Genomic DNA, 25,933 nt, shown 5'->3' with positions numbered 1-25,933 from the left:
TAGTTACACCGCAGTAGCAATGAATAATAGCCAACCCCAACCATCTTTACCGGTTAGCATTAATTTAACTGCACCAATAATGCAGGCAAGCTGTACAATCCAGCGAAAATAGTAATGCTTATGCACGACAGCCTGTTTTTCTTTAGGCATTACTTAAACTCCTTTTTAAATTGCACTTCGAGTTCGTCCAACATTTCTAAAAAGTCTGGGAGTAAATGAGGCTTCTTGGTTTTAACGATATTTGCCATCAACTCAATCGACCGCATCGCCGTTGCTATTGCACTTGTTTCAGGCAAGAGTTTTTTGCTAGAAGCGGTCATTTTTGCAAAAGAATCTGCAAGTGCTGATAACGCTTCAACTTTTGCCGCTGTGGTCATATCCGTGTTTTCTTCAAGCTCTGTCATTAACGTGCGGTACTTGATTAAAAAGCCAGTGAGCAAACCTTGGGCAATATTCTCAATGCCACCGCTTGCCATTGCCTGCACATCACGAGCTTTCTCCCAGCTATCGCCATTCTTTTCCGCTTGTGCTTTCCAACGCCGTGCCGTACCGAATGATACGCCAGCTTTTTCGGCTGCCATTTCAAGTGATAAACGGTCAAACACGTACGCACGGCGAACCGCATTTTGCACTCCTACATCGTGAGCCATTGCACCGTCCTACATTCCGAATTTCATTCGTAGCAATTCAAAACCGACCGCAACTAAACCACCGCCCACACCACCAGCAATAATGGCTTGTTTACGATTTTTCTGTGCGATTTCATTAACCAAGCGATTCGTTGCTTGGATTTCACGGTGCAAACGCTCAATTTCTTCGTTTTGCTTATCTACCTTGTCATTTAGCTCGTTTAATCCACCTAAGATAAGGTCTAATTTTTCCGAATTTGTTTGTTTCTGTTTTCTACGGCTCATTACTTATCTGCCTTTTTATCTAATTTTTGGTTAATCTCTTTAAGCGAATCTAAAACATCATCTAATTTTTCTTTAATGCCACGATTCACTTCTTGCGCAAGCTCTTTGGATTGATACTTACTTTCCATTTCTGCTTTTAATTCTTTGACTGCCTGTTCATTTCTGCTAATGCGGTCAAACACCACTTTAATAGCAAAGCCAAGCAACGGAGCAACCACAAAAGAAATCAACATTTGAAACAGTTTTTCATCAAGCATAACGACCTCGCTTTGCACGACCAACAGGGCAAATATTTCCCTGTTTTACGGCTGTTTTTAATAAGTTACGTAGCTCTGCACGATATGAGTCTTTGCGCTTGAAATGCCACGCACACCAGCGTTGATTAATCTTCTTCTTTAATTTTCTCAACATTCGCTTTACTCACTAAATTTTGTACTGTTGTTACTACACCTTTTGCCGTAGTCGAGCCGAAGATATACATCAACACCGAATTAAGCAGGTTTTCTGTGTAAGGTTGGTGCGTCATTGCCGCATAAATTAAAATCGCAAATACCGTGAGTGCGCCCATCAGTTGCACCGTGCTTGTTGTCGATAGTTTGCCGTCTGTTGAAAGTAATTCTTTAATCATCGTTACACCCCGTTATCTTCTGCGCCATACGATAAGTTTCCTGCAATTCGATTCACCCAGCCTTTACCAAAGGTGTCGAATGTCGAGAGTTTTGTGTAAAACTTCAGGCGTTCAGCATTAAAACGCATCAACACGTCGTTGCTGTTAAGTTTTGCCACTGCCGAAAGCGTAATCTCACCAATTACACCATCATCAGCCACACCAACAGCACGCTGTAACATACGGCTGGCATTGCCTGAGCCGTGATTAACAACAGCATCGAAGAATTGATAAGCCACATCAGAAGGCAAGCGTTCGCACTGGTAACGCTCCCAGAATGCTTTTTTATAGATAAGATAAGCCCCATTTCGGGTGAGTTCTTTCATTGCACCATCATAGCCATTCGCTAATGCAGTGCGTTTAGTAATCCCCCATTTGGTCTCGCCACCGGGGTCTTTAGGGTGGTTTACATAACCGCCTTCGTGTCCGATGATGCGGTCAAAAATTTCTTGAAAGGTAAGTGTTTTAGACATAAAAAAACCTCTAGTTAAATTAAAAACTAGAGGTTATTTTGGTGTTTTAAAATGTGTTTAATGGAGTGATAAAGTTCAGTGTGACGTTAGAATAAAGACGCTTGAGCTGGCTTCAACCCACCTGCGTTCATTTGCAAAATTTTCCACGCATAGCGTTCAGAAAATCCATATTTCGGACAAAGTTCAACCATTGCAAGATTGCTACTTAAATTCTGCTCTTTTTTCAATGTAGCAAACTCAGCTTTAAAGCGTTCATTGCGTAACACTCGTAATGCCGTGTCGCAACGAGGAATATATAACCGTTCACGATTAAAATACTGGCGAACCTTTAATGCTGATTCTTCGCCGATTACTTTGACTAGGCGTGGATAATACGTTTTTCCTACCGAAAAGTAAAACTCAACGCCACCAAAATGTTTAATCACTTGTTCTGTTTTAGCAATGCCAATCAGCTCAACCATCTCTTTTACCACATCGGGGAGATAGGCTTCTACACGTTCAAATTCACTCATAAAACCTCCAAAAGAAAACTTATTCTCGCAGACGATTTTTAAATCTGTGAATGTTTATAAAACTTTTTTGCAAAATTTTGATAAAAAAAGACCGCTTGTTAGGCGGTCTTTAACATTATTTTTTAGATAATGTACTTTTTAGAACTGTTAGTGCTATTTCCCAAGCCTGTTGATTCTCTGTCGGCTTGATTTTTTTACATCCAATAGCTTCATTTGCATAATCACTATCATCGACTTTATCTTGGTGAGCTAAAATAATCACACGACGTAACGCACAAGCTGTGATAGGATTTTCATCGTGCCCAAACATTCCTTGCTCCATACCATAAGCAACATTTCGCATTTTTTGATAATCACCAGTAGCAATCATATCGGCAACTTCTTTTTGAGCTTTTTCAGTCATACTGAAAGCAGGCATAGATAATACACAAGATATAATTGACAGCAATAGTAACTTTTTCACTTTAAATTTCCTCCACACTAAGGATTTCAACGATACGATTTGGTTGTCCTAATGACTTTCTCAACTGTTCGATAGCTTTTTCTGCTGCTTCCGCTTTAGAATTTGCTTTTACTTTGCGTTCTTCCTTGGTCCAACCATTAGCTGAATCTAAGCGATGTCTATATATTACTTTATAATTTTTCATGTTATTTACCTCAGGTAGTGATAATTTTTATATCATAAGCTATAAAATTCCAAAAACAAAGCCCACTTTTGCAAGTAGGCTTTCATCATTATTTTACTCTCCGTCCGTGCCGTTTGGCACTGACCGCTAACATCTGCACAATTTTCCGTAGCTGTTCCTCTGTGCACCATTGCAAGCGGTTGATTCCGAAGGATTTTTTGCAAATAGCGTGGGCATAATTCCACGGCTTTTGCATTTCGGTTAAGAAGGCTTCAATTTTATCCATATAACGTTTGCGAATTTGATTGACCGGTGCGTTGCCGACATCAGGCTTTTTGCCGTGTTGCTTGCTTTTTACTTTAAACCCCTTGGCTTTCATTGCTTGTAGAACTTGCATTAATTCGCCGTCAGTCATTGCGCTGCAACTGTGTTTATCAACAGTTTCGAGTAAAAAACGAGTGTAGCATTCACGATCCATTTTTAATTCAGCTTTGCCGATATGTATTTTCTGAATCATTTGTTTTCTAGTCTGTGCTTGCATTGCACTGTTCCTTTTTCCATTTTTTCCATAAACGATAGCTTTCGGTGTTTTTGATGTTGTCTAATTGCCCTAAGGCGTTCATTCTCTCAACGTACTGAATCGCACCTCTTAACTTATCCTCCTCATTGCGTTGTTGCTGTTCGGGGCTTTCGTGCTTATGCTGTTTGAAATCTTTATCACTTCGCACTACGGCAAATTGTACTTTCACGCTTTCATATACTTTTTTCAGATAGTTATGATTAGCAAGCGGTTCAATTCTGCCGGATTCTCGCCGGTTTCGGCGTACTTGCTCAACCGTATCTAACAAAGCTAGCTCTAGTACATTAGACGGCTGATAAATCTCTAATAAACTTTTCAACAGTTTTAATGCTCGGCTGTTGGATAAGCTGGATTTCTCAGGTTTAAAAAGCCCTAAATACGGCACAACCGCTGCACCGCAACCGCTCCCCATATTGATGACCGTATTTAATAACTCACGACCAGATTCATCTTCGATTAAACCCTCAAAATGAATATCGCTGTGGCAAATGGGGCATTTACAGAGTTTCATCTTTTACCTCTATATCTTTAATACCAAATAATCCACAAGGATTATCAAACCATTCAGAAACAATCACACAATGTTCGTTATGTTCTACTTTTCGAACTTTTACACCATGGCAACGGTAACGATCTTTCGCACCTTTACTTCGACTTTTACGTTCGGTTACAACACCACCACATTTAGGACATTTATTCATATTATTTCCCCTGTAATGCTAAAAATTCACTTTCTTTGATTTCAGTTAGAAACGGTGGGATTTCGGGGAATTCATCTCCATCACATTCAGCATTTCTAACTGGGATTTTTGTAAGGTAAAATTCGTTACAGATTCCCGAAACAGAAAAATAGGCTCTGTCAATCTTATGCACTATTGTGTATAACCCTAATTCTTTTAAGCTATATCTAGAGAAGTCGGGGCTTTCTTGTAAAATATGCCAACAAGCCGTTAATTTCTTGTCTAATTCTTTGCCAGATTTATATCTTTTATCGGGTTTAATAACTGTTTTACCATTAATAACCTCCACTTTATAACCCTTAGTTTCTTTAACTTCTTTTAAAGCATGGTTATCATCATTGCAAACAATTCCCCAAATACTTGTTTCTGACCCAAACCAAGCATCATAAAAAGGTATTGTGTCAAAAATGACCTTTAGCTTCTCATTTCTTTTTTTACGACTATCAAGCCAACTCTTGTGAATTGTTTTTAACGGCTCTTGCGTTAAATCACCTTTGTAAAATTTAAATTCCATTACTTACTCCTAACTTAACTGTTTCATCAAATTATCTTTACTAACTCTAACCCTTTGAGTTTCTTATATTGGCAAATAAGAGCCGTTGGGGACGGAAATGTAGGAACAAAAGCTACTGCTTTTTGGTTTAGTTGCTTTTTACTCACTAAGCCTCTGTATTCTTTTTTTTGTTTAGCACTAAAAAGAGAGCGTTCTTTACGATACCAAACCTCTTCTAAATAAGGGCGTAGTTCGTGCGTTTCACTTAACCAAGCCCCATCAATTTTGCCATCAACATACACACACAATTCCAAAGCTCGCTTAACTTGTACAACATCTACGGTAAGTTGATGTTCTTTGTATCGGAATTTAACTCTGCCCACGATGCCATCTAGTGCCTCCTTAATTTCTTTCCATTGCTCTGTTGAAATAGTCATTTTTATCCCCCTAATTAATCACCTGCTGAATTTCATCAAATCGCTGTTTCGATTCTTGCGTTGTAATCTTCGATTTGAGTTCAAACGCTAACTTTCTGCCATTATCCCAAAGCACACCAGCGCCTTTAAAATCGCCTTCTCGTACGTATTTAATCGCTTCTTCAAAAGCTCAATACAGTTCGCCATCTCCTGACGAAGGTCTTGATTTTCTGTGATTGTCATTTTGTTTCTCCTGTTTAAAACACATTATCAAGCCCCCTTAAATTTGGTTTAAAGAGGCTTTAAATATGCTTTAAGCTGCCGCTACATCTAATGCAATCGGCACATATTTGCCGTCTTGGTTTCGCTTATAAAAACGCACATAATCTTTACTGCCGACAACTTGCACACTATCTGAAATCGCAGTCATTGCTTGATTCCAACGCTCATCATCAATTTCTACACGGCGGAGCGATAAAATCTTAGCGGTTGATAAGTTGCCTTCTTTATCCACTTCAAACGCATTTTCAATTAATGCTTTTAGTTCCGGTTTTGCACCTTCCGACCAGTCGTGCAAACATTCATCAATCAAGGCTTTAGCCGCGTGGATACGTTCATCAAAGCGGATATGGTCTTGTACAGCTAACTGCATTTTGTACTCGCCGTCATAAGTAAATAGGCTTACGTTGCCTTTCGCTCCGCCGATTTTTACACCGTATTTCTCAGCTGAGAGGCTGATAAACGCACCAATATCATCAAATACTGAGCACTTAAATTTTGCTAATGCCGTGCTTTGCTCAATCGCTTTTTGTGCAAAACCGCGCACTAATTCATCACGCACTTTATCGACTTCTTTTACTAAGCTATCTGGCTTTAAATTACCGTTTGCGTCTTTCCAATAAAGCTCGCCACCGATTTCTACTTTGCTCATTTCTAACTCCTATTGTTTTAATTTCGGGCAAGTGTAAGGGTAATGTTCAGCGTTAATTTTCGGGGTAATCCCACCTTCTCTATCGCTGTCATAAATTAGGTAGATAACGCCATCAATACAAACCTCTCTAATTTGGTTGTAGTTATAAAACTTTAGACCGTTTTCTAATTGCCCAGATTTTTCACAACCAGCTAAACACATCAAACTAATCAATATTGCTGCCATTTTTCGCATTTTTTCCTCCTAAATATTCCAACGCTTCAATAAACTCCCCAGCATCGACTGTGTTATCAAACACTCGTGCAGACTGTGCTAAAACAAAGTAATAGCGGTTTGATTTGTCGATTGTTTGCATTTTTACGCACCAGTCACCTGCATCTGTAGTATCAATAACGGCATATTCTTTGCCGTCTTCAATTTCGTCCCAGAGAAGAGGTGGGACGACTGCATAACTACCTACTAATACGCTTTCACGTCTATCCATTTCTGTCATTTTTAACTCCTAATGTTTGTATTTATGTTTAACTTTATTCGGGTAATTGCGTTCGCCTTCCCAAATACACTTCACGCCTCGCACTTGCATTTGGTAAAAGTCGTAACGCACACCGGCTCTTGTTTTCATACCGAATACTTGTGCTGCACCGCTTTTTACAAAGCGTTTTGTTTTATAGTTTTCTCTTAAAATAATTCGTGGTTGATAACCTCCTCCCCATTCCACACCGGTTACTTCCAAATCCATCTCTTCACATTCCAACATTGCTAATTCAAGTTTTACCGCCGCTTCATAGACTGCTTTGGTTTCCTTGTTCATTTCTCTGCCGGCTACTTCGCTGTATTCCTTACTCATTTTCTATCTCCAACTTCTTCACGACCGAGTTTTACAATGCTTAAACCTTTTCCGGTACGCTCTGCATAACTCGGTGTGGCGAGTTTTCTAACGGTTTCTACTGAGATTTTCATTCCCAAAGCAACCTCTATTGCCGTGCCGTCCATAATGTATCTTTCGCCGGCATAAGCTGCATAAATTTGCTTTACTGCCATTTTTAGCTCCTTAGTTCACAAAACTACGGCAATCTATACATTCATCCTTTATAATGTTTCTTGCCGAACGATATACTCGCTTCCAATCAGCACGTGTTTTAAAGGATTCATCCATTAAAAACTCACCATCACTATCAAAAACCGAAATAGAAAAAGTATTATCTCGTTCATTTTTACTGATTAATAAACGACCAAGCCAAAATAAATCACCTGTGCCATCAGTTACTCTATTTGTCCAATGTTTAAAACAAGTCATATTGTCATCTCCAAATTAATTGATTAACATTCCTGCATATTGCTTAATCATCTCAGCATTGATTTCAGCACCATTAATTTCTGCCGTTCTCACAACACCTCGCATCAACTTACTTAATCGTCTTGCGTTGCCTTTTGCCGCTTTTAGTAGCGTGTCGTTATATTCACTTGTTCCTAAAGCTCTTTCAGCTAATAACGCTAAATCGCTTTCTAGTAACTGGTTGCCGAGGTCTAATGCAAAACTTACTCGGCTATATAACTGTGCCAGTTCGTTGTTTTTACCTTTAAGATTGATAAGTAATCTCGGCATACCTGCCAACACTACGCCTACACCTGTCAAATCGTGGATGCGGCGGATAAATTCGAGGGAGCGAGTAGATAACAACTCGGCTTCATCGACGAGTAACACACGTTCCGAGCCTTTTAGCTTTGCAGTAATCGCTTCAAGTAACGTGTCATTTGTGCCTGTGTCGGTTGTGCCGATGGCTTTTGCGATACGTTTTAGTAATGTTTTTGGCACACAACTTGGATCAACTTCAATCAACACCGCACCGCTGTTTTCTTTCGCATACTGTTTCAACATTTGCGTTTTGCCTAAACCAGCCCCGCCGAAAATCACGTTTAATTCTCCTTCAACGTGTGCGTATTTGATTACATCCATTCCACGGCGAGCCGTGAGGGTTTTAACAAAATCCGTGCTGTATTTTGCTTCCGTTACTTTTTCTTTATGACGAGCGATTAAGGCTTCTACTTTTTCGTCAATCTGTTGCACGTTACCGGCATAAGTGCCTTTTAGATAAAGGCTGAGGGTAGCGATAGAGATGTCTAACATTTGTGCCGTTTGCTTTTGTTGTAAGCCACGGTTTTCCATAAAAATTTTTAATTCTTGGTTTTTCATTTTTAACCTCGTTATAATGCGGTATTCATTAAATACGGTTTAAATAAGGAGTAAATTATGTTTAAACTTAGCCTTGAAGAGCGTGTCAATCTACTGGAAGCTCAACATCGAGCAATGACGTATCTGCTGCTAGAGCTATCGCTTCTTTCCATATCAACGGGGCAAATTTCAAAAGTGCAGTTTCAAGATGCTTTGAAGAGAGCTCGCCATTCAACGATGAGCAATCTCGGCGAATGTACGGTCGCAGAGCGCGTTCTACTGATTGAGTTGTTTGATCTCTTTGCTCACGATTCTGACTTTGCTGACATTGAGCGGATTCGCAAACTTGCAAAAGAGAAGCAAGAGAACCGTTCGTAATTGCTGAACAGCTATCAATAATATAAATCTCGCAACGTTTTACTTTCATAAAATACTCCTAGCCAAAGGCTCTTTGTTTATCTTGCTCGTCTTTTTCTGCTTGCGTAAAAGCATAAGTAACGGCTTTTGCATTTTTCGCTTTATCTGTTGTGATAAAACTGAAATCAGGTGCGTGTTCAATGGTGTACACTTGTTTGTCTTGTGCTTTAAGAATGTCGATAGCGTCTTGTTTACGTCTCACTTTCGCTTCAAGTGATTTACGAGCTGCACTTTCTCGTACTGACTCAGGGAAGTACGCCACTTTGTTTCCGTCTAACACGGCTTGGCAAATAATCTCGCCACTCATCTGTTTTACTAGTACCGTTTGTGGGTCGTGAATGTCATAACAAACTCGTACTTTCTTACCGTCAAAATCAGCAAGATCGAGGTGGAAGTAGATTTTGTTATCGAAGTTAATTTCCCCTCTCGCCACGGTTCTTTCAACTTCAGGTCGGAATAGTAATTTGCTTTCTTCTTCCGTAATTAAATTCGCTTGCCAGTTCGTTTGTCTTGCTAAATACTCCCAAAACTCATTCGGGCTAAAACGCAATCCCGTTTCAGGATTTTTTGGCAAACTGCGGTGTGGTCGGTTGTTGTAATCCTCAAAGCAAGCGGTTACATCTGCCACAAAATCTGCAAAATCAGGGATTTTGCCGAGGTAACGCTTCTGTTCCGTCGTTAGCAATTTATCTTTTGCTTTCGCTTTCATTGCACTGCGAATCTTGCGATAGTTAAGATGTTTCGTTGCGCCGTCTCCATCTTTACCGCCATAGCTTTCATAACTTTTGGCTAATGGAATTAACGTGCTTTGCCACAGTCTTTCAATAATCCCACGACCTTGTGGATTACCTGCTTCACCGGTTTCGTGATGCACGCCCAAGCGGTCAAAAATCCCTGTTACTTCGGTGTCTAACACCTTGTTTGCTTGACCACCGCCGTTATCCGAGTAATAAATATTTGGCAACCCCACATTCTTTACACCGTGTCGAAATGCGTCCCCGACTGCCATTACTGACTCACTGCCTGCGATTGACCAGCCCACGGTTCGGTGTGTACGGACATCAATAATCGCTGTAACTTCTGGCACATAAGGCATACCCTGTAAATTCTTCACGTACGCTTTAAAACTGTGTCCATCGCCTACCCAACATTCGTTCAAGCCCATAATCTGATCATCACGTCTGATAAATGGCTGTAAGGCACGCATTTCTGCACCTGTTTTTCTACCTTGTTGCGTTACATAACTTGGTAATTGTTTAAGCGCATACCGAACTTGATGAAGGCTCGGTAAATCTTCCCCCTCATACTGCATAACAAACTGGGCGTAAGCCTGTGTGATCGCAACATTAGAGAAAGTTTGGTAAAAACTTAAAAAGGCTTGTAACCAAGGGCAACGCTCTGGTACGGCACTTTTTTCTTTTTTTAGCGGTATTAACTGCTTCAACTTTTCGGCAGAGGTTTCACCCGCTTCGTAAGCTAGAACCCAACTATATAAAGTGCGTTTTGATAACTTGAGTTTTCCACCACTTTTGCCGTTACCATTGATAATGGCTTTAGCAATTTCATCAGGAATTTCTCTTGCTTTGATTGCCTCAATAACACTATCTAGCATTATTGTTCTTGGTAATCCCTGCACTTGTTCCTGCATTAAGTACCATCTAACCACTTTGGCTCTGCCATCAGATGTACTTAATTGGTTGTCTGTAACTTTTTCAAGATTGAGCTCTTGTCGTTTTATGCTTAACTCACCTTTTGTCGTTTCAGTCGGTAGCAGTTTTAACAATTTGGTGCGTAGCTCTTTTTGAACTTCTTCCGGCATTGAGCTAAGGGCATATTCATATCCACCGCCTCTGCCTGTTCGTTTTTGTGATTGCCAGCTTTCACGCTTAGCTTTTTCAATCACATTTTTTACTGCACTTGGCAAACTTTTAAGTTTAAGATTAACTAACTCAGTCGCCGAATAATGCGTTTTTAAAGTTAAATCACTCATAATTTATCCTTTGCTTACGCTAATCAGATCGCTTATGATTGATTAACTACTGGTTTAAAATCACGCTTTGCGTAACGTTCTGCCCAAATCACTTGTGGCTCAACCCCAATAGCTCGTGCGATTACGCCTTCCATTTTGGGGTAAGACTTATCTAAAGCTGACCGCAATGTGCTATAACTCACGTTGTTTGCTTTCGCTAGAGATCGCAAAGTCCAACCATTTTTTTTCAAAACATAAACTATGTCCGCTCGTTCCCAGTCGAAGGCGGATTTTTTTAAGCTATCTAATACGCTCACTTGCTATACCTCCAATGCTGTATCAAGTGAGCGTATTAAAGCGTAAAACTTAAAGCAAATCAAACGTAAAACTTAAATTTTTCATAAAAATTTATTGTTTACACAAATAAACCAATAAAAACAATGAGTTAAATCTTTCTTTTACCGTAAAAGAAAATGTATCACTAGCGTAAAACTTACATCAAATTAAGTTTTACGCAATAAAGGACTAAATATGAGCAAAGAAAAAATTAATGACCATGCTTTTGCAACAAGGATGCAAAAGTTATTAAGAGAAAATTTCAACAATAACAACAGCGAGTTTGCTAGAACCGTTGGCGTAGCTGTTACATCATTAAATAGATGGATAAGCGGTGAAGCGGATCCATCAAGAACAAATTTAGTAAGGGTTTCCAAAGCTTGTGGCGTAAGCCTGCTATGGCTTGCCACAGGCGAGGAATCTGCAAGCAACGCTATTACAGAGCCATCAGCACCTTATAAGGCAACGAGAAAGCCGCTAGAAGGCGAAATGATTGTGGATATAGAAAAATTCAAGGAAGCGATAGAAACGCTAGAAGAGATTCTAGCAATGACAAACAAGACAATGGATGCAACAGGGCGTGCAAATATGATATTTGGCATTTATGAACTGCTTACCAAGCCCGTTAGTGAAAAAGAAAAAATGGTAGGCGTACTCAAACTGGTAGCTTAGAGGTTGATATGGACAAGAAAAGTATTTTAAAACTATTTGAAGAGCATGCAGACAGCACTTGCAATGATGACAGCGACAAAGTGCAGATAATCAATTACGGCGGAAACGTTGTGGTGCAAAGCGGAGACTACGCCACGGCAACTACGGGATGTTCGATTAATGCTAACCAAGGCTTAACAGATGACGATAAACAGCGAGTACACGACTTGATTCATTCGCTTGAGCAAAAAAACCAAAACCAAAATTTTTAAAATGTTTTTAAAACTAGTTTAAAACCGATCATTACTATGCAAAAAATAGTGCAATTTTTTTCATTTTTTCACTATTTTTGCTCATTTTGTTTTTTGCATAGTTTCCCATAACAAAAATGCGGAGAGCCTTGATTTTATTAGCCTCTCCGCATTTTTTAGCGCCAAATTTTTTTATCTTTATCTATGTAAAATAGATCACTACCCCACATATTTGGCTTTGTTACTGTGTTGCTCTCTAATTTTATGAGCAACACAGCAGCAACGACGATTTTAATTCCTGTTGCATTATCACTTTTAACGGTATTTGGTAGCGATGCAAACCCAATCATCTTACCGCTTGTAATCGGTTTAAGTGCATCTTGTGCCTTATTTCTACCTGTATCTACTCCGCCAAATGCGATTGCATTTAGTACAGGATTGATTCAACAATCAGAATTTCGTTTGGGTGGTACCGTCATTGGATTACTCGGACCTGCCTTAAGTATTGCTTGGGTATGGTTAATCATTGAACTACTCTACTAATCTCAACACAAAGGTAGCTTTTAAAAGCTACCTTTTCTTTAAAAAATTTCTCTTTAAATAACGTTTTGGAAAGATGACAAAATCACTATTGCGTACTACCATATGCACTCCCTAGCTGTTATACAAAATTTATATGATTCAACGAAAATTTCAAACCATTGCGATCGTTGGCAAACCTCGCCATGATATTGCTTTAGAAACCCATTTAGCTGTCTATAATTGGCTAAAAGACAGACAATATAACGTTCTTGTTGAAAGTAATATCGCAAAACAACTCAATCTTCCTAATGCAGTCACGATTTCTGATATTGGGGAGTGGGCCGATTTAGTTATTGTCATTGGGGGAGATGGCAATATGTTGGGCATGGCTCGTCAACTTGCCAAATACCATGTTCCGCTAATTGGTATCAATCGTGGAAATCTTGGTTTTTTGACAGATATTGCGCCACAAACTGCCTTTGAACAGCTTCACAGTTGCTTAGAACGTGGTGAATTTTTTATTGAAGATCGTTTTTTATTAGACGTTAAAATTGAACAAAATGGAAAAATCATTGAAACCAATAATGCACTTAATGAAGTGGTAGTGCACTCTAGCCAAATAGCTCGAACCATTGATTTTGAAGTCAGTATTGATGGGAAATTCGCCTTTTCACAACGCTCTGATGGATTAATTATTGCAACACCAACAGGTTCTACGGCTTATTCTCTTTCTGCAGGCGGTCCAATTCTAACGCCAAATCTTAATGCGATTGCATTAGTACCAATGAATCCACATAGTCTGTCATCACGTCCTCTCGTTGTAGATGGAGACAGTCATATTTCGATGCGATTTGCGCAATATAATCAACCAAATTTAGTGGTGAGTTGCGATAGTCAGCGTTTACTTCCTTTTAGCTCAGAAGAACGCATTATTGTTCAAAAAAGCCCTGATACCCTAAAACTATTACATTTGAAAGACTATAACTATTTTAATGTGTTAGGCTCTAAATTGGGTTGGCTAAGTAAACTCTTTTAAGCGATATTATTGGTAAAATTTCTAACAGATCATACCGCTTGTATAAACAAAAAAGTGAATTGACATTGCTGTTCAATTCACTTTTTGTTTTATGTTCCTGGATTAAGCAAGTTTTTCTAAAAATGCTGGTAAGTTTTGTGCACCAACTTGTTGAGCAACCACTTCACCATTTTTGAAAATAAGTAAATATGGGATGCTACGTACACCAAACTCTGCTGGTACTTGTTGGTTTTCATCCACGTTCATTTTTACGATACGTGCTTTATCACCTAATTGTGCCGCTAAATCATCTAAAACCGGACCAATCGCACGGCATGGACCACACCAAGGTGCCCAAAAGTCTAATAAGACAGGCACATCAGATTTTAATACGTCTTGCTCAAAGGTTGCGTCAGTAGTATGAATTACAGTTGTCATAATGGTTTCCTTATTAAATGAAAAGAGAAACGTCTCAGATTCGCTGAGACGTTAAGATGTTGCACAAGATAGGGATAAATCAACAAAATTTCAAGCAAGATTTTGCCGATTACATCAATTAATGTTCAGATTTATGCTCTTCTTTATCTTGTGGAAGCACTAAATTCAAAATAAGTGCTAATAATGAACCGACAGTAATACCAGAGCCAAAGATTTCTTTTACGAAACTTGGTAATTTATCAAGTAGCTCTGGGCGAGTTGTCACGGCTAAACCACAGCCAATAGAAATCGCAATAATTAAGCCGTTGCGTTTGCTACGTTCTACTTTATCAAGCATTTGAATACCTGCAGCAATAATCATCGCAAACATCATCAAGCCTGCACCGCCTAATACTGGCATTGGAATAGAAACAATTAACGCACCAAAGACAGGGAAAATACCCGCAAGCACAAGTAATACGCCCATAATGGTCACAACATAACGACTCGCCACGCCTGTTAAAGAAATCACACCGATATTTTGTGAGAAAGATGAGAACGGTGTTGTTGACATAATCGCCGCTAACGCAGAGCCTAAACCATCGCATAATACGCCGCCACGCAAATGTTTACCGGTAATTTCCGTTTGAGTTGCGTTACCTAATGCAAGGAAGTTACCACTTGATTCCACAATGGTCACAAGATAGGCAATGCTCATGCCAATAATACCGGCCAATGGGAAAGATAAACCGAAATGAAGTGGTTGTGGAACAGCAACAATATCCGCATTTTTAACGCTATCAAAGTTGATCCAACCTAAAGCTAGTGCAACGACATAACCAACCATAATCCCGATGACAATCGCCGCCGCAGAGAAAATGCCTTTACCCCATTGTACTAAGCCCACCACAACGATTAATACAAAGGTTGCCATGGCAAGATTAGCAGGGTCAGCATAATGCGCATCACCACGCTGACCGCCCGCAAACCAATCCACTGCCACAGGAACAAGGCTTAAGCCAATCATCATCACAACTACGCCCGTTACGATCGGTGGGAATAATTTACGCACATAAGGCATAAAGAAACTACCAATAATCATCACTAAAGAGCCAACAAGGGAAGAACCTAAAATTCCAGCCACGCCATGTTCAAAGCCAATTGCAATTGCTGCTGCGACAAAGGTAAAGCTCGTTCCCATCACGCTTGGTAAACGTAAGCCGATAGGCCCAACTCCTTGACATTGAACAATGGTTACAACGCCTGAAATGAGTAGTGCTGCATTCACTAAGACAATGGTGTCTTCCGTTGGTAATTTAAGCACGGCACCTAATACGAGAGGTACAGCAATAATGCCCCCTAAAGCAGCTAATAAATGCTGTGTAGCAAGTAAAAGAGTCAAGCCAAAAGGCGGTTTAGAATCAACAGGATAGATGATGTTTTGCATATAAAATAAATATAAGTGAGTTAAAGGAAAGGGTAGAATTGGCGTGCATTATACGGATTTTTAACACTTACGCAAACGTTTGCGCACCACAAGCGGTGCGATTTTTGTAAACTTTTGCAAGTTTAGCTTTTCTCCCTTGAAATAAGCCTATCGTTCTCTCACATTGCTGATTCATTTTATTTATAAATTAGTTAAACAAGATATGAAATAATTTACATATTCAACCTAGCCAAAAGTTTTGTAAATGGGTACAATCAAACGCTTGCATTTTATTAACATTTGCGAAGAAAAATTGACTTTGGAGAACGTTATGTCGTGGAACGAATCAGGCAATCAGCAAGATCCTTGGGGTAAACCAGGGCAAAAAAAGCCTGAGCAAGAACAACAAGGCTCAGGGCAACAGCAAGAGCCGAATAAACAATCAAATCAGCAGCAACCGCCTGATTTAGAAGAAGTATTTAATAGCCTATTGAAAAAAATGGGCGGTGGAAATAAAGGGAATGGCTCAAACCAAAATAACCGTCCATCTGTTTCTGCTGGGAAAGTTTTACCCGTGATTCTTGGCTTAGGTACGGTCGTTTGGGCGGCTTCTGGTTTTTATACTGTCCAAGAGGCAGAACGTGGTGTCGTCACTCGTTTTGGTAAATTAAACGAGATCGTATTGCCGGGTTTAAACTGGAAACCAACCTTTATTGACAATGTAACCCCTGTCAATATTGAGCGAGTTTTAGAGCTAAGAACGAACGGTTCTATGCTTACACAAGATGAAAATATGGTCCTTGTCGAAATGACCGTGCAATATCGTATTGAAGATCCTGCAAAATATCTCTTTAGTGTGACTAAGCCTGACGACAGCTTAAAACAAGCGACAGACAGTGCTTTGCGCTATGTAATTGGTCATATGACCATGGACGATATTTTAACCACAGGTCGTGCCATTGTGCGTGAAAGAACATGGAACACCTTGCGTGACATCATCAAAAACTACGATATGGGCTTAGTCATTACCGATGTAAACTTCCAATATGCCCGTCCGCCTGAAGAGGTGAAAGCAGCATTTGACGATGCGATTAAAGCTCAAGAAGATGAGCAACGTTTAATCCGTGAAGCAGAAGCCTATGCAAGAGGTCAAGAACCGATTGCTCGTGGTCAAGCTCAACGTATTTTAGAGCAAGCAAACGCTTATAAAGAACAGGTCGTGTTAAATGCTCGCGGTGAAGTAGAACGTTTTGTGAAATTACTTCCTGAGTATAAAGCAGCGCCTGAAGTGACTCGTGATCGTTTGTATATTCAAACGATGGAAAAGGTGATGAAAAATACACCGAAGTTGATGGTTGATAGTTCAAACAGTAATAACTTAACCGTATTGCCGATTGATAAATTAATGGCTAAACCGACAAATGAAACGGTACAAACGCCAGTGGTTCAGCCGAGTCAGCCTGTGATTCAACAGCCACAACCTGTTCAGCCAACCGTAGAACAAGGTGAACCTGTGCGTAAAGGGAGATTTTAATAATGCGTAAATTATTGTTACCCGTTCTAGCCGTCATCGCATTTGTTCTCTTTCAATCAGTGATTGTGGTGCAAGAAGGTCAACGTGGCATTATGTTACGTTTTAACAAAGTCCATCGTGATGCAGATAACAAAGTGATTATCTATGAACCGGGCTTACACTTTAAAGTGCCTGTGATTGATCAGCTAAAAACCTTAGATGCTCGTATTCAAACCCTTGATGGACAAGAAGATCGCTTTGTTACTGTTGAGAAAAAAGACTTACTTGTGGATTCTTATGTAAAATGGAAAATCAGCGATTTTGGTCAATTTTATACTTCAACAGGCGGTGATACTCAAAAAGCATCTGCGTTGTTACAACGTAAAGTCAATGACCGTTTACGTTCTGAAATCGGTTCTCGCACCATTAAAGACATTGTTTCAGGATCTCGTGGCGAATTAATGGCTGGTGCTCAAAAAGCCTTAAATGATGGTGAAGATGGAGCGGAACGTTTAGGGATTGAAGTCGTTGATGTGCGTGTAAAACAGATCAACTTACCAAATGAAGTCTCTGCATCTATTTATCAACGTATGCAAGCAGAACGTGCTGCAGTGGCTCGTGAACACCGTTCACAAGGGGAAGAGAAAGCAGAATTTATCCGTGCTGATGTGGATAGAAAAGTCATCTTAATTTTAGCCAATGCGAATAAAACCGCTGAAGAGCTGAAAGGTCAAGGTGATGCGGATGCCGCTAAAATCTATGCAGATGCATTTAAACAAGAGCCTGAATTTTATAGCTTTGTACGTAGCTTAAAAGCTTACGAAGAGAGCTTCGCTGCAGGCTCAAACAACATCATGCTACTTAAACCGGACAGTGAATTCTTCCGCTTTATGAAAGCACCGACAAAATAGCTATATCCAAAGACCCGTGAAATCGGGTCTTTTTATGTTCACAAAAGAAAGCAACAGCCTAATTTGCAAAATTTTAGCAAAATCTAACCGCTTGTCGCTTTTACATTCACTAAACCTAACTAAAGAGGCAATTTATTATGGGTAAAAGTGTTACCATCCTTGGCGCTCAATGGGGCGATGAAGGTAAAGGAAAAATCGTTGATTTATTAACCGATCGCGTAAAATATGTGGTTCGCTATCAAGGCGGGCACAATGCAGGTCATACCTTAATTATTAATGGTGAAAAAACCGTACTTCGCCTTATTCCATCAGGTATTTTACGTGAAAATGTTACCTGTTTAATTGGTAACGGTGTGGTGCTTTCGCCATCAGCGTTAATGCAAGAAATGGGCGAATTAGAATCTCGTGGCATTAATGTGCGTGATCGCTTAAAAATTTCAGAGGCTTGCCCACTAATTCTACCTTACCACGTTGCAATGGATCACGCTCGTGAAGCGGCTTTAGGCAAAAACAAAATTGGTACAACTGGGCGTGGTATCGGACCTGCTTATGAAGATAAAGTCGCTCGCCGTGGCTTGCGTGTCAGCGATTTGTTCAACCGTGAAACTTTTGCGGAAAAACTCAAAAATATCCTTGAATACTACAATTTCCAGCTGGTTCACTACTACAAAGTAGAACCAGTGGACTATCAAAAAACATTAGATGAAGTGTTTGCCGTAGCTGACGTCATCACTAGCATGGTTGCTGACATCACTACCCTACTTCACAAAGCCCGTGCAAATGGCGACAACATTTTGTTTGAGGGTGCTCAAGGCACAATGTTAGATATCGATCACGGAACTTACCCATTCGTGACTAGCTCAAACACCACCGCAGGTGGCGTAGCGACAGGTTCAGGCTTTGGACCACGTAACCTTGATTATGTGTTAGGTATCATCAAAGCCTACTGTACTCGTGTTGGTTCAGGTCCATTCACTACCGAATTGTTTGACGAAGTCGGTGCAGAAATCGCACGCAAAGGGAACGAATTTGGTGCAGTAACAGGTCGCCCACGCCGTTGTGGTTGGTTTGATGCAGTAGCTGTTCGCCGTGCAATCCAAATCAACTCTATTTCAGGCTTCTGTATGACTAAATTAGACGTACTTGACGGCTTTGATGAATTAAAAATTTGTGTAGCATACAAACTACCAAACGGCGAAATCGTGGAATACTCACCGCTTGCAGCAGCCGATTGGGAAGGCGTAGAGCCAATTTACGAAACTTTACCTGGTTGGAAAGAGAATACCTTCCGTGTCACCAAACTGGAAGACTTACCGCAAAATGCAATCAACTACATCAAACGTGTTGAAGAAGTGTTAGGTGTCCCTGTAGATATTCTCTCGACAGGTCCAGACCGTGTGGAAACCATGATTTTACGTGATCCATTTGCGGCATAATTAACACATATACATAAGAAATCCCCTAATTTTATGCGAATTAGGGGATTTTTGTATAAAACAGCTCGGATCTGACCGCTTGTTTATATTTATCTTACAATCTTATGACGAAAGTAGTGTAAAATAGCTTAGTTTTCGTGATTAGTATTCATAGAGGAAAAAAGAATGAAAAGAGTCGTCATCACAGGTATCGGCATTATTTCCAGTATCGGTAATAACAAAGAAGAAGTGTTAGCTTCATTAAAAGAAGGCAAATCAGGGATTGAGTTTGTGCCTGAGTTCGCAGAAGTGGGTATGCGTAGCCAAGTAGCTGGTACAATTAAACTCAATCCTGCAGAACTCATTGATCGTAAGGTTTATCGTTTTATGGGCGATGCGGCGGCGTATGCTTATCTTTCGATGAAAGAAGCGATTGAAGATTCTGGTTTAACTGAAGAACAAGTCTCAAATGATCGCACAGGTTTAGTGATCGGAGCAGGTACTGGTTCTGCCCATAGTCAGCTAGTTGCATGTGATGCCGTTCGTAGTCCGCGTGGAGTAAAAGCAGTGGGTCCTTATGCCGTAACCAAAACAATGGCTTCAAGTGTTTCTGCTTGTTTAGCAACCCCTTATAAAATTCGTGGCGTAAACTACTCTATCAGTTCTGCTTGTGCAACTTCTGCTCACTGTATCGGTCACGCAATGGAGTTAATCCAATTAGGCAAACAAGATGTGGTATTTGCAGGTGGTGCGGAAGAACTTTCTTGGGAATGTGCAACCGAATTTGACGCAATGGGTGCGGTTTCAACTAAATACAACGAAACCCCAACCAAAGCAAGCCGTGCTTATGATGCAAACCGTGATGGCTTCGTTATCGCTGGTGGTGGTGCTGTTGTTGTTGTAGAAGAACTTGAACACGCTTTAGCTCGTGGTGCAAAAATTTATGCGGAAATCGTTGGCTATGGAGCGACATCTGATGGTTATGACATGGTTGCGCCAAGCGGTGAAGGTGCTGAACGTTGTATGAAACAAGCAATGGCAACGGTTAAAGGCGAAATCGAATACATCAACGTACACGGTACATCAACGCCAGTGGGCGATGTGAAAGAGTTAGGTGCAATCAAAAACGTCTTTGGCGACAAAACACCAGCAATCTCTTCAACAAAATCAATGACGGGTCACTCATTAGGTGCAGCAGGAGCTCATGAAGCAATCTATTCATTATTAATGTTAGATAACGGCTTTATCGCTCCAAGCATTAATATCGAAACATTAGATGAGCAAGCTCAAGGCTTAAATATCGTAACCGAGCGTCAAGACAAAGCCTTAACAACAGTAATGTCAAACAGCTTTGGCTTCGGTGGGACAAACGCTTGTTTAGTCTTCCAAAAATATCAAGGCTAATCTTGCTTAATTTTTGAAATCTGATATAAGGACGTGGGAATTTTCCCACGTTTTTTTATTTATTTGGAGTGAACAATGTTAAAAATTAAACATTTATTATCTATCGTATTATTAGTTTTTACAGCGAATGTGGTGGCAAGCGGTGTCTCAATGGAAATGTTCCAAATGAAACGCCAAATTAATTTACTGATGAATGCTCAAACAGTGGAAGAGTTTACGCACAATGCAGATAAATTTATTGAAGTATCTAAAAAAGCGCAAGAAACAATGCCAAATAGCTTAGATGGTGATCAAGAAAAATTTAAAGGCTATCAACAAGGTATGCAAGAAGTGATCGATGTCGTTGCACAAGCGAAAACGTTAGCAAGCCAAGGTAATCTAACAGAAGCTAAAACGGTTGTTGAACGCCTAGAAAGCTTGAAAAAACAATATCATAGCGAATACAAAAATTAAATAATTAACAAGCGGTCTGATTTCAGTCGATTTTTGCAAACAAGAGAGTAATCTGACCGCTTGTAAGGATTTTTATGGAACAAAGCTCCTCCTTAACTCGAATTTTAGTGGCAACAGCAGCCATTATCGTTATTCTTGCTGGAATCAAACTTTCTGTGGAAATTGTGATTCCTTTTCTTCTTTCACTTTTTATTGCCATTATCTGCTCGCCTGTCATTAAATTTATGACAGATCGCAAAGTGCCATTATGGCTTGCAATAACCTTACTCTTTATTTTATTTGTACTCGCCTTCTTCTTCCTTGCAGGCTTAATTAATAGTACCGTCAGAGAATTTACGGCATCTATTCCACAATACAAAATTTTACTCTCTGAAAGAATTACGACAGTTGTGCAACTCGCTCAAAAATGGAATCTGCCGATTTCCATTTCAAAAGAACAAATTTTAGAGCAGTTCGACCCAAGTATTATCATGAACTTCGTTAGCCGTTTGCTACTGAGTTTTTCAGGTGTTGTCACTAATATTTTTGTACTTTTACTGGTTGTTGTCTTTATGCTTTTTGAAGCGCCAACCGCTAAACATAAACTCGCCGTTGCATTACGTGGAAACAAAGATATTCAAGCTGAAGAAAATCAAATTAACCGTATTTTACAAGGTGTGATTAGCTACTTAGGTGTAAAAACGATTGTCAGCTTACTTACAGGGATCTGTATTTGGATTTTGCTTGAAATAACAGGGGTTCAATATGCGGTATTATGGGCAACATTAAGTTTCCTACTCAACTATATCCCTAATATTGGTTCCATTGTTGCAGGAGTGCCTATTGTTGTTCAAGCCTTCTTATTAAATGGTTTTTCCATTGGTATGGGGGTTTCCGTAGGCGTTATCGCCATTAATATGGTGATTGGCAATATCCTTGAACCAAGAATGATGGGAAGAACCTTAGGACTCTCCACACTCGTTGTGTTCTTATCCTTACTCTTTTGGGGATGGCTACTCGGTACTGTCGGTATGCTACTCTCTGTGCCTTTAACCATGGCATTAAAAATTGCCCTAGAATCTAGCCCAAGAACCATTCGCTACGCAGGGTTACTCGGTGATGTAGAAGAAGAAAAAGAGATTGAAGTAAAACCAACACAAAACGTATAAAAGGAAGCAGGATTCAACCATGAATCCTGCTTTTTTATTTGGTTTTATAATAAATTTTCTAATAATGATGTGTAAATATTCACGCCTGTGAGCAGTTGATTTTCATCTATATCAAATTCAGCTTCATGATGACCCGCTGTTCTATCTGCACCAAGAATAAAATAGATCGCTTTACCGCCATTATCTTGTACTCGACGCCCTAAAATTGTCGCATCTTCACTCGCATTAAACGCATAAGTCGGCTCAACATGCTGAATTTGCGGTTGCTGCATAGCAATTTTTTCAATTAATTGGATAAGCTCCTGATCATTTACCATATCTACCGCTTCGCCAACAATTTCAGTTTCATATTCAACATCAAAACTCAGCGCAATACCTTTGGCGATTTGCATCACTTGATCGACCATATATTGATTAATCGCTTTATTTTCACCACGAACTTCTAATTGGATTGTCGCTTTCGAAGGAATGACATTTCGCCCCTCCCCCGCATTAAGTACACCAACATTAATCCTTGTCATCCCTTCACCATGACGTGAAATACCATGAAGTTGAGTAACTGCATGAGCAGCTGCAAGGAGTGCATTTCTGCCTAGATGTGGAGCTGCGCCTGCATGAGCTGGCTTGCCTTGGTAGCGAATATCAATTTTGGTTGTAGATAGGAAATTTTGTAAGTCTGAAATGACTGTACCTGAGCTAGCACAAAAACTGATATGGGAACTTGCAAAGTAATTTGCATCGTCAATCACACCGCTTGCAGCAATAGCTGCAGCACCACGAACACCTTCTTCAGCTGGTTGGAAAACAATTTTTACTTTACCGGTGAGTTTATCTCGATTTTGAGCAATCCAAAGGGCTGTCCCCAACCCAATGGTGATATGGGCATCATGCCCACAAGCGTGCATAAAACCATCATTAAGGGAACAAAAGCCTAATTTATTAGGCAAATGATTAGGATCTTTGGTTTCTGTCACATTAACACAATCAATGTCAAAGCGTAAGGCGACAGTATTCCCAGGCTTACCTGAATCAAATACCGCCACACAACCTGTATAGCCTTCCATTTTTTCTAACCATTTTGGATTTGCACCATAGGCTTTGGCATTCGCTAAACCTTTTTCAACGACTGTTTTTTGACGCCCTCTCACAAAGTCTTCATGGATAATTTGCTTGCCCATCAAAATTTCAAAGCCCATTTCCTCTAAATAATCTGCTATACGGCTTGTTGTCCAAAATTCAGACCAACCTGTTTCAGGGAAACGGTGGAACTCTCTACGCCAATCTACCAATCTTTCTAATGTAATACTCATCATTTATCTCCTTGTTTTTCAAAGAAAAAACCACACAAATGTGTGGTTTTCTCCGTTAAAGCATAAACAATGCAAGGAATAATACTGCAAGTATCATCCCTGGTGCTGTCCGTTTAACCATTTCAATAGGATTTACCATAGCCAATCCCGCACAGACAATTGTTACTCCAGCAATTGGTGATGCTGTTCGTCCAATTGCTCCTGCAATAGCTGCCCCCATACCAAGATTGACATGAGTATAGCCAAGCTCAACAGCGTGTGGTGTTACCGCTGTATTAAAGGCTATTGCAGCCGCATCACCTGAACCCGTAATTACGCCCATTAGGAATGGTCCAATGGTTGCCCCCCAACGAACAAATTCATTTGAGTGTTTCAAAAATTCAATCGCAGAATCAATCGCTCCTGTGGATTTTAACCCTGCAACAAAAACACTTGCTGCAATGATAATGCCAAGCACGTTAGCATAAGAATTCCCCATACCATTGAAAAACTCTTCCGTAATTTTTACTGGCGATTTACGAGTCACTAAAATACTGTAAATAGCACCAATTAACATCGCTTGTGGCACACCCATTTTCGTCCACTCTAGTCCAGGTGTTTGTTGTAATGACGTCCCTCCAATCACCAAGATAATTAACGGAACAAGCGGTGCGAAAGCATACAAAATATTCACTTTTTGAAAGCTATTTTCCGATGCTTTATTTTCAGCAATATAAGCATCACGATGTTCTTGCCCATAATCTTTAAATACAATGGCTAATAACGTAAGTACCACGGCACCAATTGCGCCCGCAATAATCGTATAAGGTGCATGAGAAAGATTCACTTGGGTAATAGTTAAACCTGACATTTCGCTGATCATGGCTGAATGGGATGATCCTGGGCTCATCATTGATCCAAACGTTCCTGCAAGAATCGCTGCACCCGCCATTGATGGGCGAACGCCTGAGCTTTTTAATACAGGAATTAATGTTGCCCCTACTGCTGCTGCACAGCCTGCTGCAGAAGGAATGGCAATATTAATAAAAAAGGTAATAATCGTCGCAATTGGGATTAAGAAAAATTTCAACCCACTCAATGGCTTAGTCAGTAAATGAACTAAATGCGTATCACATTGCGTATACTTCATCACATAAGCAAAGCCCATACTTGAACAGATTGCCATAATCAATCCGCCAGAAGTCATGCTCTTAGCAAATGCATCTAAAGCACCCATTAGATTTAATGTCAAAATAGACATCAATAAACCTACACCAATTAAAACAGTGCGAGTTTCATACTTCTTAATCAATAAATAAACAGTTGCAATAATACCTAAAATGGCAACAATTGATTTTAACTCACCCATGCTTACCTCCTAATAAATAAATGTTGAGCCTGCAATAAATTCAGATTGTTTCATTCCTTTTTCAAAGGTCAAAATAGCACTTTCGCCTAGTACCGTTGCTTTATTACCTTCAATTTTTAACGCAGTTCCTTCAGGTAAGGCGTAAACACAAGCGGTCGGATTAGCAATTAAAAATTCAGATAAACGCTCTTCTCGGCTTTCGCCATTATGCCCTTGTATCTTACCTGAGATAAAATGTGGATTGATTTGATAAGGAAAAAGATTTAAGGCAGTAAAAGAAGGCGGATAAACAATCGGCATATCATTGGTTGTCATAATAGATGCACTTGCCACATTCGCACCAGCACTCCAACCAAAATAAGGTGTTCCCCCATTCACTTTTTCTCTAATAGCTTCAATTAAATGATGCTCATACATTTGTTTTAATAAACAAAATGTATTACCACCGCCCACAGCAATGACATCTGCTTGAGCAATAATATCAGCGTGTTTTATACCACGATGTACAGAAATAATTTCAACATTGAGTTCAGAAAGCGCACTTTGGGCTTTCTTTTCATAGTCATCAAAAGATTGCCGAACACCGGCATAAGGTACAAAAGCAACTTTTTTTCCTTGATAGTTAGCAAGAAAATCTTTTAGCCAAGGAATTGTATGAACTAAATAGTCTGTATTTTTATATTTTGAACCACTCATTAATAGCATTTTTTTCATCGTCTATTTTCCTCCATATTGTGTGGTTTACTGTACAAAAGTTATTATGGATCTAAAATCAAAAAGGTCTATGATCTTTACGATGAATAGCATGATTTCGTGATCTAGATCACGCTCAAATATTGAGATAAAAATAAGGGAATAGAAGAAAAAACGGACTCTAATATCGAGTCCGTTTATTGTTAAAA

Annotated in this window: 39 protein-coding genes and 1 pseudogene; 11 read left to right on the top strand and 29 right to left on the bottom strand. The window is 39.8% G+C overall.

Annotated elements, in window-relative coordinates; all coding sequences use genetic code 11:
• Positions 1-3: 3 nt before the first annotated feature.
• The 22 genes from C5N92_RS11255 to C5N92_RS07000 all read right to left on the bottom strand — a co-directional run bounded on the left by C5N92_RS11255 (position 4) and on the right by C5N92_RS07000 (position 8,546).
• Positions 4-150, bottom strand: coding sequence for a hypothetical protein (locus C5N92_RS11255; protein WP_165827752.1), 147 nt, complete (start codon positions 148-150; stop codon positions 4-6).
• Positions 150-650: a DUF1804 family protein gene (locus C5N92_RS07100; protein ID WP_111750151.1), complete on the bottom strand. Its 501-nt coding sequence runs from the start codon at positions 648-650 to the stop codon at positions 150-152. The genes C5N92_RS11255 and C5N92_RS07100 overlap by 1 nt, the downstream gene beginning before the upstream one ends.
• Positions 651-659: 9 nt before the next feature.
• On the bottom strand, positions 660-914 hold the full coding sequence (locus C5N92_RS07095) for a hypothetical protein (RefSeq protein WP_111750150.1): 255 nt from the start codon (positions 912-914) through the stop codon (positions 660-662).
• Positions 914-1,171 carry a hypothetical protein gene (locus tag C5N92_RS07090; protein ID WP_111750149.1) on the bottom strand — a complete coding sequence of 86 codons (258 nt, stop codon included), beginning with the start codon at positions 1,169-1,171 and terminating at the stop codon, positions 914-916. Before C5N92_RS07090 ends, C5N92_RS07095 begins: the two co-directional genes overlap by 1 nt.
• A gap of 125 nt (positions 1,172-1,296) precedes the next feature.
• Positions 1,297-1,542 carry a DUF2644 domain-containing protein gene (locus C5N92_RS07085; RefSeq protein ID WP_111750148.1) on the bottom strand — a complete coding sequence of 82 codons (246 nt, stop codon included), beginning with the start codon at positions 1,540-1,542 and terminating at the stop codon, positions 1,297-1,299.
• 2 nt (positions 1,543-1,544) lie between these two features.
• Positions 1,545-2,054 carry a glycoside hydrolase family 108 protein gene (locus C5N92_RS07080; RefSeq protein WP_111750147.1) on the bottom strand — a complete coding sequence of 170 codons (510 nt, stop codon included), beginning with the start codon at positions 2,052-2,054 and terminating at the stop codon, positions 1,545-1,547.
• 86 nt (positions 2,055-2,140) lie between these two features.
• Positions 2,141-2,566 carry a Mor transcription activator family protein gene (locus tag C5N92_RS07075; protein ID WP_111750146.1) on the bottom strand — a complete coding sequence of 142 codons (426 nt, stop codon included), beginning with the start codon at positions 2,564-2,566 and terminating at the stop codon, positions 2,141-2,143.
• A gap of 115 nt (positions 2,567-2,681) precedes the next feature.
• Entirely contained in the window at positions 2,682-3,029 is a 348-nt protein-coding gene (locus C5N92_RS07070; RefSeq protein WP_111750145.1) for a hypothetical protein, read from the bottom strand.
• Position 3,030: 1 nt separating this feature from the next.
• Complete coding sequence (locus tag C5N92_RS07065) at positions 3,031-3,213, bottom strand: hypothetical protein (protein WP_111750144.1); 183 nt, start codon at positions 3,211-3,213, stop codon at positions 3,031-3,033.
• A gap of 88 nt (positions 3,214-3,301) precedes the next feature.
• Positions 3,302-3,733, bottom strand: a complete 432-nt coding sequence (locus tag C5N92_RS07060; protein WP_111750143.1) for a gp16 family protein — start codon at positions 3,731-3,733, stop codon at positions 3,302-3,304.
• A complete protein-coding gene (locus C5N92_RS07055) occupies positions 3,717-4,283 on the bottom strand; it encodes a hypothetical protein (protein WP_111750142.1) in 567 nt (188 codons plus the stop codon). The genes C5N92_RS07060 and C5N92_RS07055 overlap by 17 nt, the downstream gene beginning before the upstream one ends.
• Complete coding sequence (locus tag C5N92_RS07050) at positions 4,270-4,473, bottom strand: hypothetical protein (RefSeq protein WP_111750141.1); 204 nt, start codon at positions 4,471-4,473, stop codon at positions 4,270-4,272. The genes C5N92_RS07055 and C5N92_RS07050 overlap by 14 nt, the downstream gene beginning before the upstream one ends.
• 1 nt (position 4,474) lies before the next feature.
• Positions 4,475-5,026 carry a DUF5420 family protein gene (locus tag C5N92_RS07045; protein ID WP_111750140.1) on the bottom strand — a complete coding sequence of 184 codons (552 nt, stop codon included), beginning with the start codon at positions 5,024-5,026 and terminating at the stop codon, positions 4,475-4,477.
• A 26-nt stretch (positions 5,027-5,052) separates the two neighbouring features.
• On the bottom strand, positions 5,053-5,442 hold the full coding sequence (locus C5N92_RS07040; RefSeq protein WP_111750139.1) for a hypothetical protein: 390 nt from the start codon (positions 5,440-5,442) through the stop codon (positions 5,053-5,055).
• Between the two features lie 87 nt (positions 5,443-5,529).
• A complete protein-coding gene (locus C5N92_RS11425; RefSeq protein ID WP_255409114.1) occupies positions 5,530-5,664 on the bottom strand; it encodes a hypothetical protein in 135 nt (44 codons plus the stop codon).
• Positions 5,665-5,734: 70 nt separating this feature from the next.
• Positions 5,735-6,352 (bottom strand): DUF3164 family protein, encoded by a 618-nt coding sequence (locus C5N92_RS07030; protein ID WP_111750138.1) that lies wholly within the window; start codon positions 6,350-6,352, stop codon positions 5,735-5,737.
• 9 nt (positions 6,353-6,361) lie between these two features.
• Entirely contained in the window at positions 6,362-6,586 is a 225-nt protein-coding gene (locus tag C5N92_RS07025; RefSeq protein ID WP_111750137.1) for a hypothetical protein, read from the bottom strand.
• The gene (locus C5N92_RS07020) at positions 6,558-6,845 is read right to left on the bottom strand and encodes a hypothetical protein (protein WP_111750136.1); all 288 of its coding nucleotides are present in this window, start codon (positions 6,843-6,845) and stop codon (positions 6,558-6,560) included. The genes C5N92_RS07025 and C5N92_RS07020 overlap by 29 nt, the downstream gene beginning before the upstream one ends.
• A 9-nt stretch (positions 6,846-6,854) precedes the next feature.
• On the bottom strand, positions 6,855-7,199 hold the full coding sequence (locus C5N92_RS07015; protein ID WP_111750135.1) for a hypothetical protein: 345 nt from the start codon (positions 7,197-7,199) through the stop codon (positions 6,855-6,857).
• Positions 7,196-7,393, bottom strand: coding sequence for a hypothetical protein (locus tag C5N92_RS07010; protein WP_111750134.1), 198 nt, complete (start codon positions 7,391-7,393; stop codon positions 7,196-7,198). Before C5N92_RS07010 ends, C5N92_RS07015 begins: the two co-directional genes overlap by 4 nt.
• A 10-nt stretch (positions 7,394-7,403) precedes the next feature.
• On the bottom strand, positions 7,404-7,649 hold the full coding sequence (locus C5N92_RS07005) for a hypothetical protein (RefSeq protein WP_111750133.1): 246 nt from the start codon (positions 7,647-7,649) through the stop codon (positions 7,404-7,406).
• 15 nt (positions 7,650-7,664) lie between these two features.
• Positions 7,665-8,546 (bottom strand): AAA family ATPase, encoded by an 882-nt coding sequence (locus C5N92_RS07000; protein ID WP_111750132.1) that lies wholly within the window; start codon positions 8,544-8,546, stop codon positions 7,665-7,667.
• A gap of 57 nt (positions 8,547-8,603) precedes the next feature.
• Between C5N92_RS07000 and C5N92_RS11180 the strand changes: the two genes are divergently transcribed.
• On the top strand, positions 8,604-8,903 hold the full coding sequence (locus tag C5N92_RS11180) for a hypothetical protein (RefSeq protein ID WP_133254060.1): 300 nt from the start codon (positions 8,604-8,606) through the stop codon (positions 8,901-8,903).
• Positions 8,904-8,961: 58 nt separating this feature from the next.
• On the opposite strand, the gene C5N92_RS06990 is transcribed toward C5N92_RS11180, so the two are convergent.
• Both C5N92_RS06990 and C5N92_RS06985 read right to left on the bottom strand, forming a co-directional pair.
• A complete protein-coding gene (locus C5N92_RS06990; protein ID WP_111750130.1) occupies positions 8,962-10,932 on the bottom strand; it encodes a Mu transposase C-terminal domain-containing protein in 1,971 nt (656 codons plus the stop codon).
• A 32-nt stretch (positions 10,933-10,964) separates the two neighbouring features.
• Positions 10,965-11,228, bottom strand: coding sequence for a helix-turn-helix domain-containing protein (locus tag C5N92_RS06985; protein ID WP_111750129.1), 264 nt, complete (start codon positions 11,226-11,228; stop codon positions 10,965-10,967).
• A 214-nt stretch (positions 11,229-11,442) separates the two neighbouring features.
• On the opposite strand from C5N92_RS06985, the gene C5N92_RS11380 reads away from it, so the two are divergent.
• The 4 genes and pseudogenes from C5N92_RS11380 to C5N92_RS06955 all read left to right on the top strand — a co-directional run bounded on the left by C5N92_RS11380 (position 11,443) and on the right by C5N92_RS06955 (position 13,707).
• Positions 11,443-11,919, top strand: a complete 477-nt coding sequence (locus C5N92_RS11380; protein WP_238138422.1) for a helix-turn-helix domain-containing protein — start codon at positions 11,443-11,445, stop codon at positions 11,917-11,919.
• Between the two features lie 8 nt (positions 11,920-11,927).
• On the top strand, positions 11,928-12,170 hold the full coding sequence (locus C5N92_RS06970; RefSeq protein WP_111750128.1) for a hypothetical protein: 243 nt from the start codon (positions 11,928-11,930) through the stop codon (positions 12,168-12,170).
• Positions 12,171-12,377: 207 nt separating this feature from the next.
• Positions 12,378-12,692: pseudogene (locus C5N92_RS06960) on the top strand (anion permease); the annotation flags it as partial.
• A 133-nt stretch (positions 12,693-12,825) separates the two neighbouring features.
• The gene (locus C5N92_RS06955) at positions 12,826-13,707 is read left to right on the top strand and encodes an NAD(+) kinase (protein WP_369828934.1); all 882 of its coding nucleotides are present in this window, start codon (positions 12,826-12,828) and stop codon (positions 13,705-13,707) included.
• A gap of 102 nt (positions 13,708-13,809) precedes the next feature.
• On the opposite strand, the gene trxA is transcribed toward C5N92_RS06955, so the two are convergent.
• Entirely contained in the window at positions 13,810-14,124 is a 315-nt protein-coding gene (gene trxA, locus C5N92_RS06950; protein WP_111750126.1) for a thioredoxin, read from the bottom strand.
• A gap of 118 nt (positions 14,125-14,242) precedes the next feature.
• Positions 14,243-15,550 carry a nucleobase:cation symporter-2 family protein gene (locus tag C5N92_RS06945; protein WP_111750125.1) on the bottom strand — a complete coding sequence of 436 codons (1,308 nt, stop codon included), beginning with the start codon at positions 15,548-15,550 and terminating at the stop codon, positions 14,243-14,245.
• 310 nt (positions 15,551-15,860) lie between these two features.
• Here C5N92_RS06945 and hflK point away from each other — a divergent pair, with 310 nt between their 5' ends.
• The 6 genes from hflK to C5N92_RS06915 all read left to right on the top strand — a co-directional run bounded on the left by hflK (position 15,861) and on the right by C5N92_RS06915 (position 22,373).
• Complete coding sequence (hflK, locus tag C5N92_RS06940; protein ID WP_111750124.1) at positions 15,861-17,063, top strand: FtsH protease activity modulator HflK; 1,203 nt, start codon at positions 15,861-15,863, stop codon at positions 17,061-17,063.
• Between the two features lie 2 nt (positions 17,064-17,065).
• Positions 17,066-17,953: a protease modulator HflC gene (gene hflC, locus C5N92_RS06935; RefSeq protein ID WP_111750123.1), complete on the top strand. Its 888-nt coding sequence runs from the start codon at positions 17,066-17,068 to the stop codon at positions 17,951-17,953.
• Positions 17,954-18,090: 137 nt separating this feature from the next.
• Positions 18,091-19,389 (top strand): adenylosuccinate synthase, encoded by a 1,299-nt coding sequence (gene purA / locus C5N92_RS06930; RefSeq protein WP_111750122.1) that lies wholly within the window; start codon positions 18,091-18,093, stop codon positions 19,387-19,389.
• A 165-nt stretch (positions 19,390-19,554) separates the two neighbouring features.
• Positions 19,555-20,772 carry a beta-ketoacyl-ACP synthase I gene (gene fabB, locus C5N92_RS06925; protein ID WP_111750121.1) on the top strand — a complete coding sequence of 406 codons (1,218 nt, stop codon included), beginning with the start codon at positions 19,555-19,557 and terminating at the stop codon, positions 20,770-20,772.
• Between the two features lie 75 nt (positions 20,773-20,847).
• Positions 20,848-21,225, top strand: a complete 378-nt coding sequence (locus tag C5N92_RS06920) for a cytochrome b562 (protein ID WP_111750120.1) — start codon at positions 20,848-20,850, stop codon at positions 21,223-21,225.
• A gap of 74 nt (positions 21,226-21,299) precedes the next feature.
• Entirely contained in the window at positions 21,300-22,373 is a 1,074-nt protein-coding gene (locus C5N92_RS06915) for an AI-2E family transporter (protein WP_111750119.1), read from the top strand.
• 44 nt (positions 22,374-22,417) lie between these two features.
• On the opposite strand, the gene C5N92_RS06910 is transcribed toward C5N92_RS06915, so the two are convergent.
• Genes C5N92_RS06910 through pepE form a run of 3 tightly spaced genes read right to left on the bottom strand, consistent with a single transcriptional unit; the run spans position 22,418 to position 25,745 of the window.
• Positions 22,418-23,683 carry a M20 family metallo-hydrolase gene (locus C5N92_RS06910; RefSeq protein WP_111750118.1) on the bottom strand — a complete coding sequence of 422 codons (1,266 nt, stop codon included), beginning with the start codon at positions 23,681-23,683 and terminating at the stop codon, positions 22,418-22,420.
• 55 nt (positions 23,684-23,738) lie between these two features.
• Positions 23,739-25,031, bottom strand: a complete 1,293-nt coding sequence (dcuC, locus tag C5N92_RS06905; protein WP_111750117.1) for a C4-dicarboxylate transporter DcuC — start codon at positions 25,029-25,031, stop codon at positions 23,739-23,741.
• Between the two features lie 9 nt (positions 25,032-25,040).
• Positions 25,041-25,745, bottom strand: a complete 705-nt coding sequence (gene pepE, locus C5N92_RS06900; RefSeq protein ID WP_111750116.1) for a dipeptidase PepE — start codon at positions 25,743-25,745, stop codon at positions 25,041-25,043.
• Positions 25,746-25,933: the final 188 nt, after the last annotated feature.

Origin of the sequence: Glaesserella australis, from assembly GCF_003260095.1 — a bacterium.
Classification (GTDB): Bacteria; Pseudomonadota; Gammaproteobacteria; order Enterobacterales; family Pasteurellaceae; genus Glaesserella; species Glaesserella australis.
This window is presented reverse-complemented; position numbering and strand designations above follow the sequence as displayed.

Coding starts and splice junctions, on each gene's coding strand:
- C5N92_RS11255 (WP_165827752.1), bottom strand. CDS start 150: ATGCCTAAAGAAAAACAGGCTGTCGTGCATAAGCATTACTATTTTCGC.
- C5N92_RS07100 (WP_111750151.1), bottom strand. CDS start 650: ATGGCTCACGATGTAGGAGTGCAAAATGCGGTTCGCCGTGCGTACGTG.
- C5N92_RS07095 (WP_111750150.1), bottom strand. CDS start 914: ATGAGCCGTAGAAAACAGAAACAAACAAATTCGGAAAAATTAGACCTT.
- C5N92_RS07090 (WP_111750149.1), bottom strand. CDS start 1,171: ATGCTTGATGAAAAACTGTTTCAAATGTTGATTTCTTTTGTGGTTGCT.
- C5N92_RS07085 (WP_111750148.1), bottom strand. CDS start 1,542: ATGATTAAAGAATTACTTTCAACAGACGGCAAACTATCGACAACAAGC.
- C5N92_RS07080 (WP_111750147.1), bottom strand. CDS start 2,054: ATGTCTAAAACACTTACCTTTCAAGAAATTTTTGACCGCATCATCGGA.
- C5N92_RS07075 (WP_111750146.1), bottom strand. CDS start 2,566: ATGAGTGAATTTGAACGTGTAGAAGCCTATCTCCCCGATGTGGTAAAA.
- C5N92_RS07065 (WP_111750144.1), bottom strand. CDS start 3,213: ATGAAAAATTATAAAGTAATATATAGACATCGCTTAGATTCAGCTAAT.
- C5N92_RS07060 (WP_111750143.1), bottom strand. CDS start 3,733: ATGCAAGCACAGACTAGAAAACAAATGATTCAGAAAATACATATCGGC.
- C5N92_RS07055 (WP_111750142.1), bottom strand. CDS start 4,283: ATGAAACTCTGTAAATGCCCCATTTGCCACAGCGATATTCATTTTGAG.
- C5N92_RS07050 (WP_111750141.1), bottom strand. CDS start 4,473: ATGAATAAATGTCCTAAATGTGGTGGTGTTGTAACCGAACGTAAAAGT.
- C5N92_RS07045 (WP_111750140.1), bottom strand. CDS start 5,026: ATGGAATTTAAATTTTACAAAGGTGATTTAACGCAAGAGCCGTTAAAA.
- C5N92_RS07040 (WP_111750139.1), bottom strand. CDS start 5,442: ATGACTATTTCAACAGAGCAATGGAAAGAAATTAAGGAGGCACTAGAT.
- C5N92_RS11425 (WP_255409114.1), bottom strand. CDS start 5,664: ATGACAATCACAGAAAATCAAGACCTTCGTCAGGAGATGGCGAACTGT.
- C5N92_RS07030 (WP_111750138.1), bottom strand. CDS start 6,352: ATGAGCAAAGTAGAAATCGGTGGCGAGCTTTATTGGAAAGACGCAAAC.
- C5N92_RS07025 (WP_111750137.1), bottom strand. CDS start 6,586: ATGCGAAAAATGGCAGCAATATTGATTAGTTTGATGTGTTTAGCTGGT.
- C5N92_RS07020 (WP_111750136.1), bottom strand. CDS start 6,845: ATGACAGAAATGGATAGACGTGAAAGCGTATTAGTAGGTAGTTATGCA.
- C5N92_RS07015 (WP_111750135.1), bottom strand. CDS start 7,199: ATGAGTAAGGAATACAGCGAAGTAGCCGGCAGAGAAATGAACAAGGAA.
- C5N92_RS07010 (WP_111750134.1), bottom strand. CDS start 7,393: ATGGCAGTAAAGCAAATTTATGCAGCTTATGCCGGCGAAAGATACATT.
- C5N92_RS07005 (WP_111750133.1), bottom strand. CDS start 7,649: ATGACTTGTTTTAAACATTGGACAAATAGAGTAACTGATGGCACAGGT.
- C5N92_RS07000 (WP_111750132.1), bottom strand. CDS start 8,546: ATGAAAAACCAAGAATTAAAAATTTTTATGGAAAACCGTGGCTTACAA.
- C5N92_RS11180 (WP_133254060.1), top strand. CDS start 8,604: ATGTTTAAACTTAGCCTTGAAGAGCGTGTCAATCTACTGGAAGCTCAA.
- C5N92_RS06990 (WP_111750130.1), bottom strand. CDS start 10,932: ATGAGTGATTTAACTTTAAAAACGCATTATTCGGCGACTGAGTTAGTT.
- C5N92_RS11380 (WP_238138422.1), top strand. CDS start 11,443: ATGAGCAAAGAAAAAATTAATGACCATGCTTTTGCAACAAGGATGCAA.
- C5N92_RS06970 (WP_111750128.1), top strand. CDS start 11,928: ATGGACAAGAAAAGTATTTTAAAACTATTTGAAGAGCATGCAGACAGC.
- C5N92_RS06955 (WP_369828934.1), top strand. CDS start 12,826: ATGATTCAACGAAAATTTCAAACCATTGCGATCGTTGGCAAACCTCGC.
- trxA (WP_111750126.1), bottom strand. CDS start 14,124: ATGACAACTGTAATTCATACTACTGACGCAACCTTTGAGCAAGACGTA.
- C5N92_RS06945 (WP_111750125.1), bottom strand. CDS start 15,550: ATGCAAAACATCATCTATCCTGTTGATTCTAAACCGCCTTTTGGCTTG.
- hflK (WP_111750124.1), top strand. CDS start 15,861: ATGTCGTGGAACGAATCAGGCAATCAGCAAGATCCTTGGGGTAAACCA.
- hflC (WP_111750123.1), top strand. CDS start 17,066: ATGCGTAAATTATTGTTACCCGTTCTAGCCGTCATCGCATTTGTTCTC.
- purA (WP_111750122.1), top strand. CDS start 18,091: ATGGGTAAAAGTGTTACCATCCTTGGCGCTCAATGGGGCGATGAAGGT.
- fabB (WP_111750121.1), top strand. CDS start 19,555: ATGAAAAGAGTCGTCATCACAGGTATCGGCATTATTTCCAGTATCGGT.
- C5N92_RS06920 (WP_111750120.1), top strand. CDS start 20,848: ATGTTAAAAATTAAACATTTATTATCTATCGTATTATTAGTTTTTACA.
- C5N92_RS06915 (WP_111750119.1), top strand. CDS start 21,300: ATGGAACAAAGCTCCTCCTTAACTCGAATTTTAGTGGCAACAGCAGCC.
- C5N92_RS06910 (WP_111750118.1), bottom strand. CDS start 23,683: ATGAGTATTACATTAGAAAGATTGGTAGATTGGCGTAGAGAGTTCCAC.
- dcuC (WP_111750117.1), bottom strand. CDS start 25,031: ATGGGTGAGTTAAAATCAATTGTTGCCATTTTAGGTATTATTGCAACT.
- pepE (WP_111750116.1), bottom strand. CDS start 25,745: ATGAAAAAAATGCTATTAATGAGTGGTTCAAAATATAAAAATACAGAC.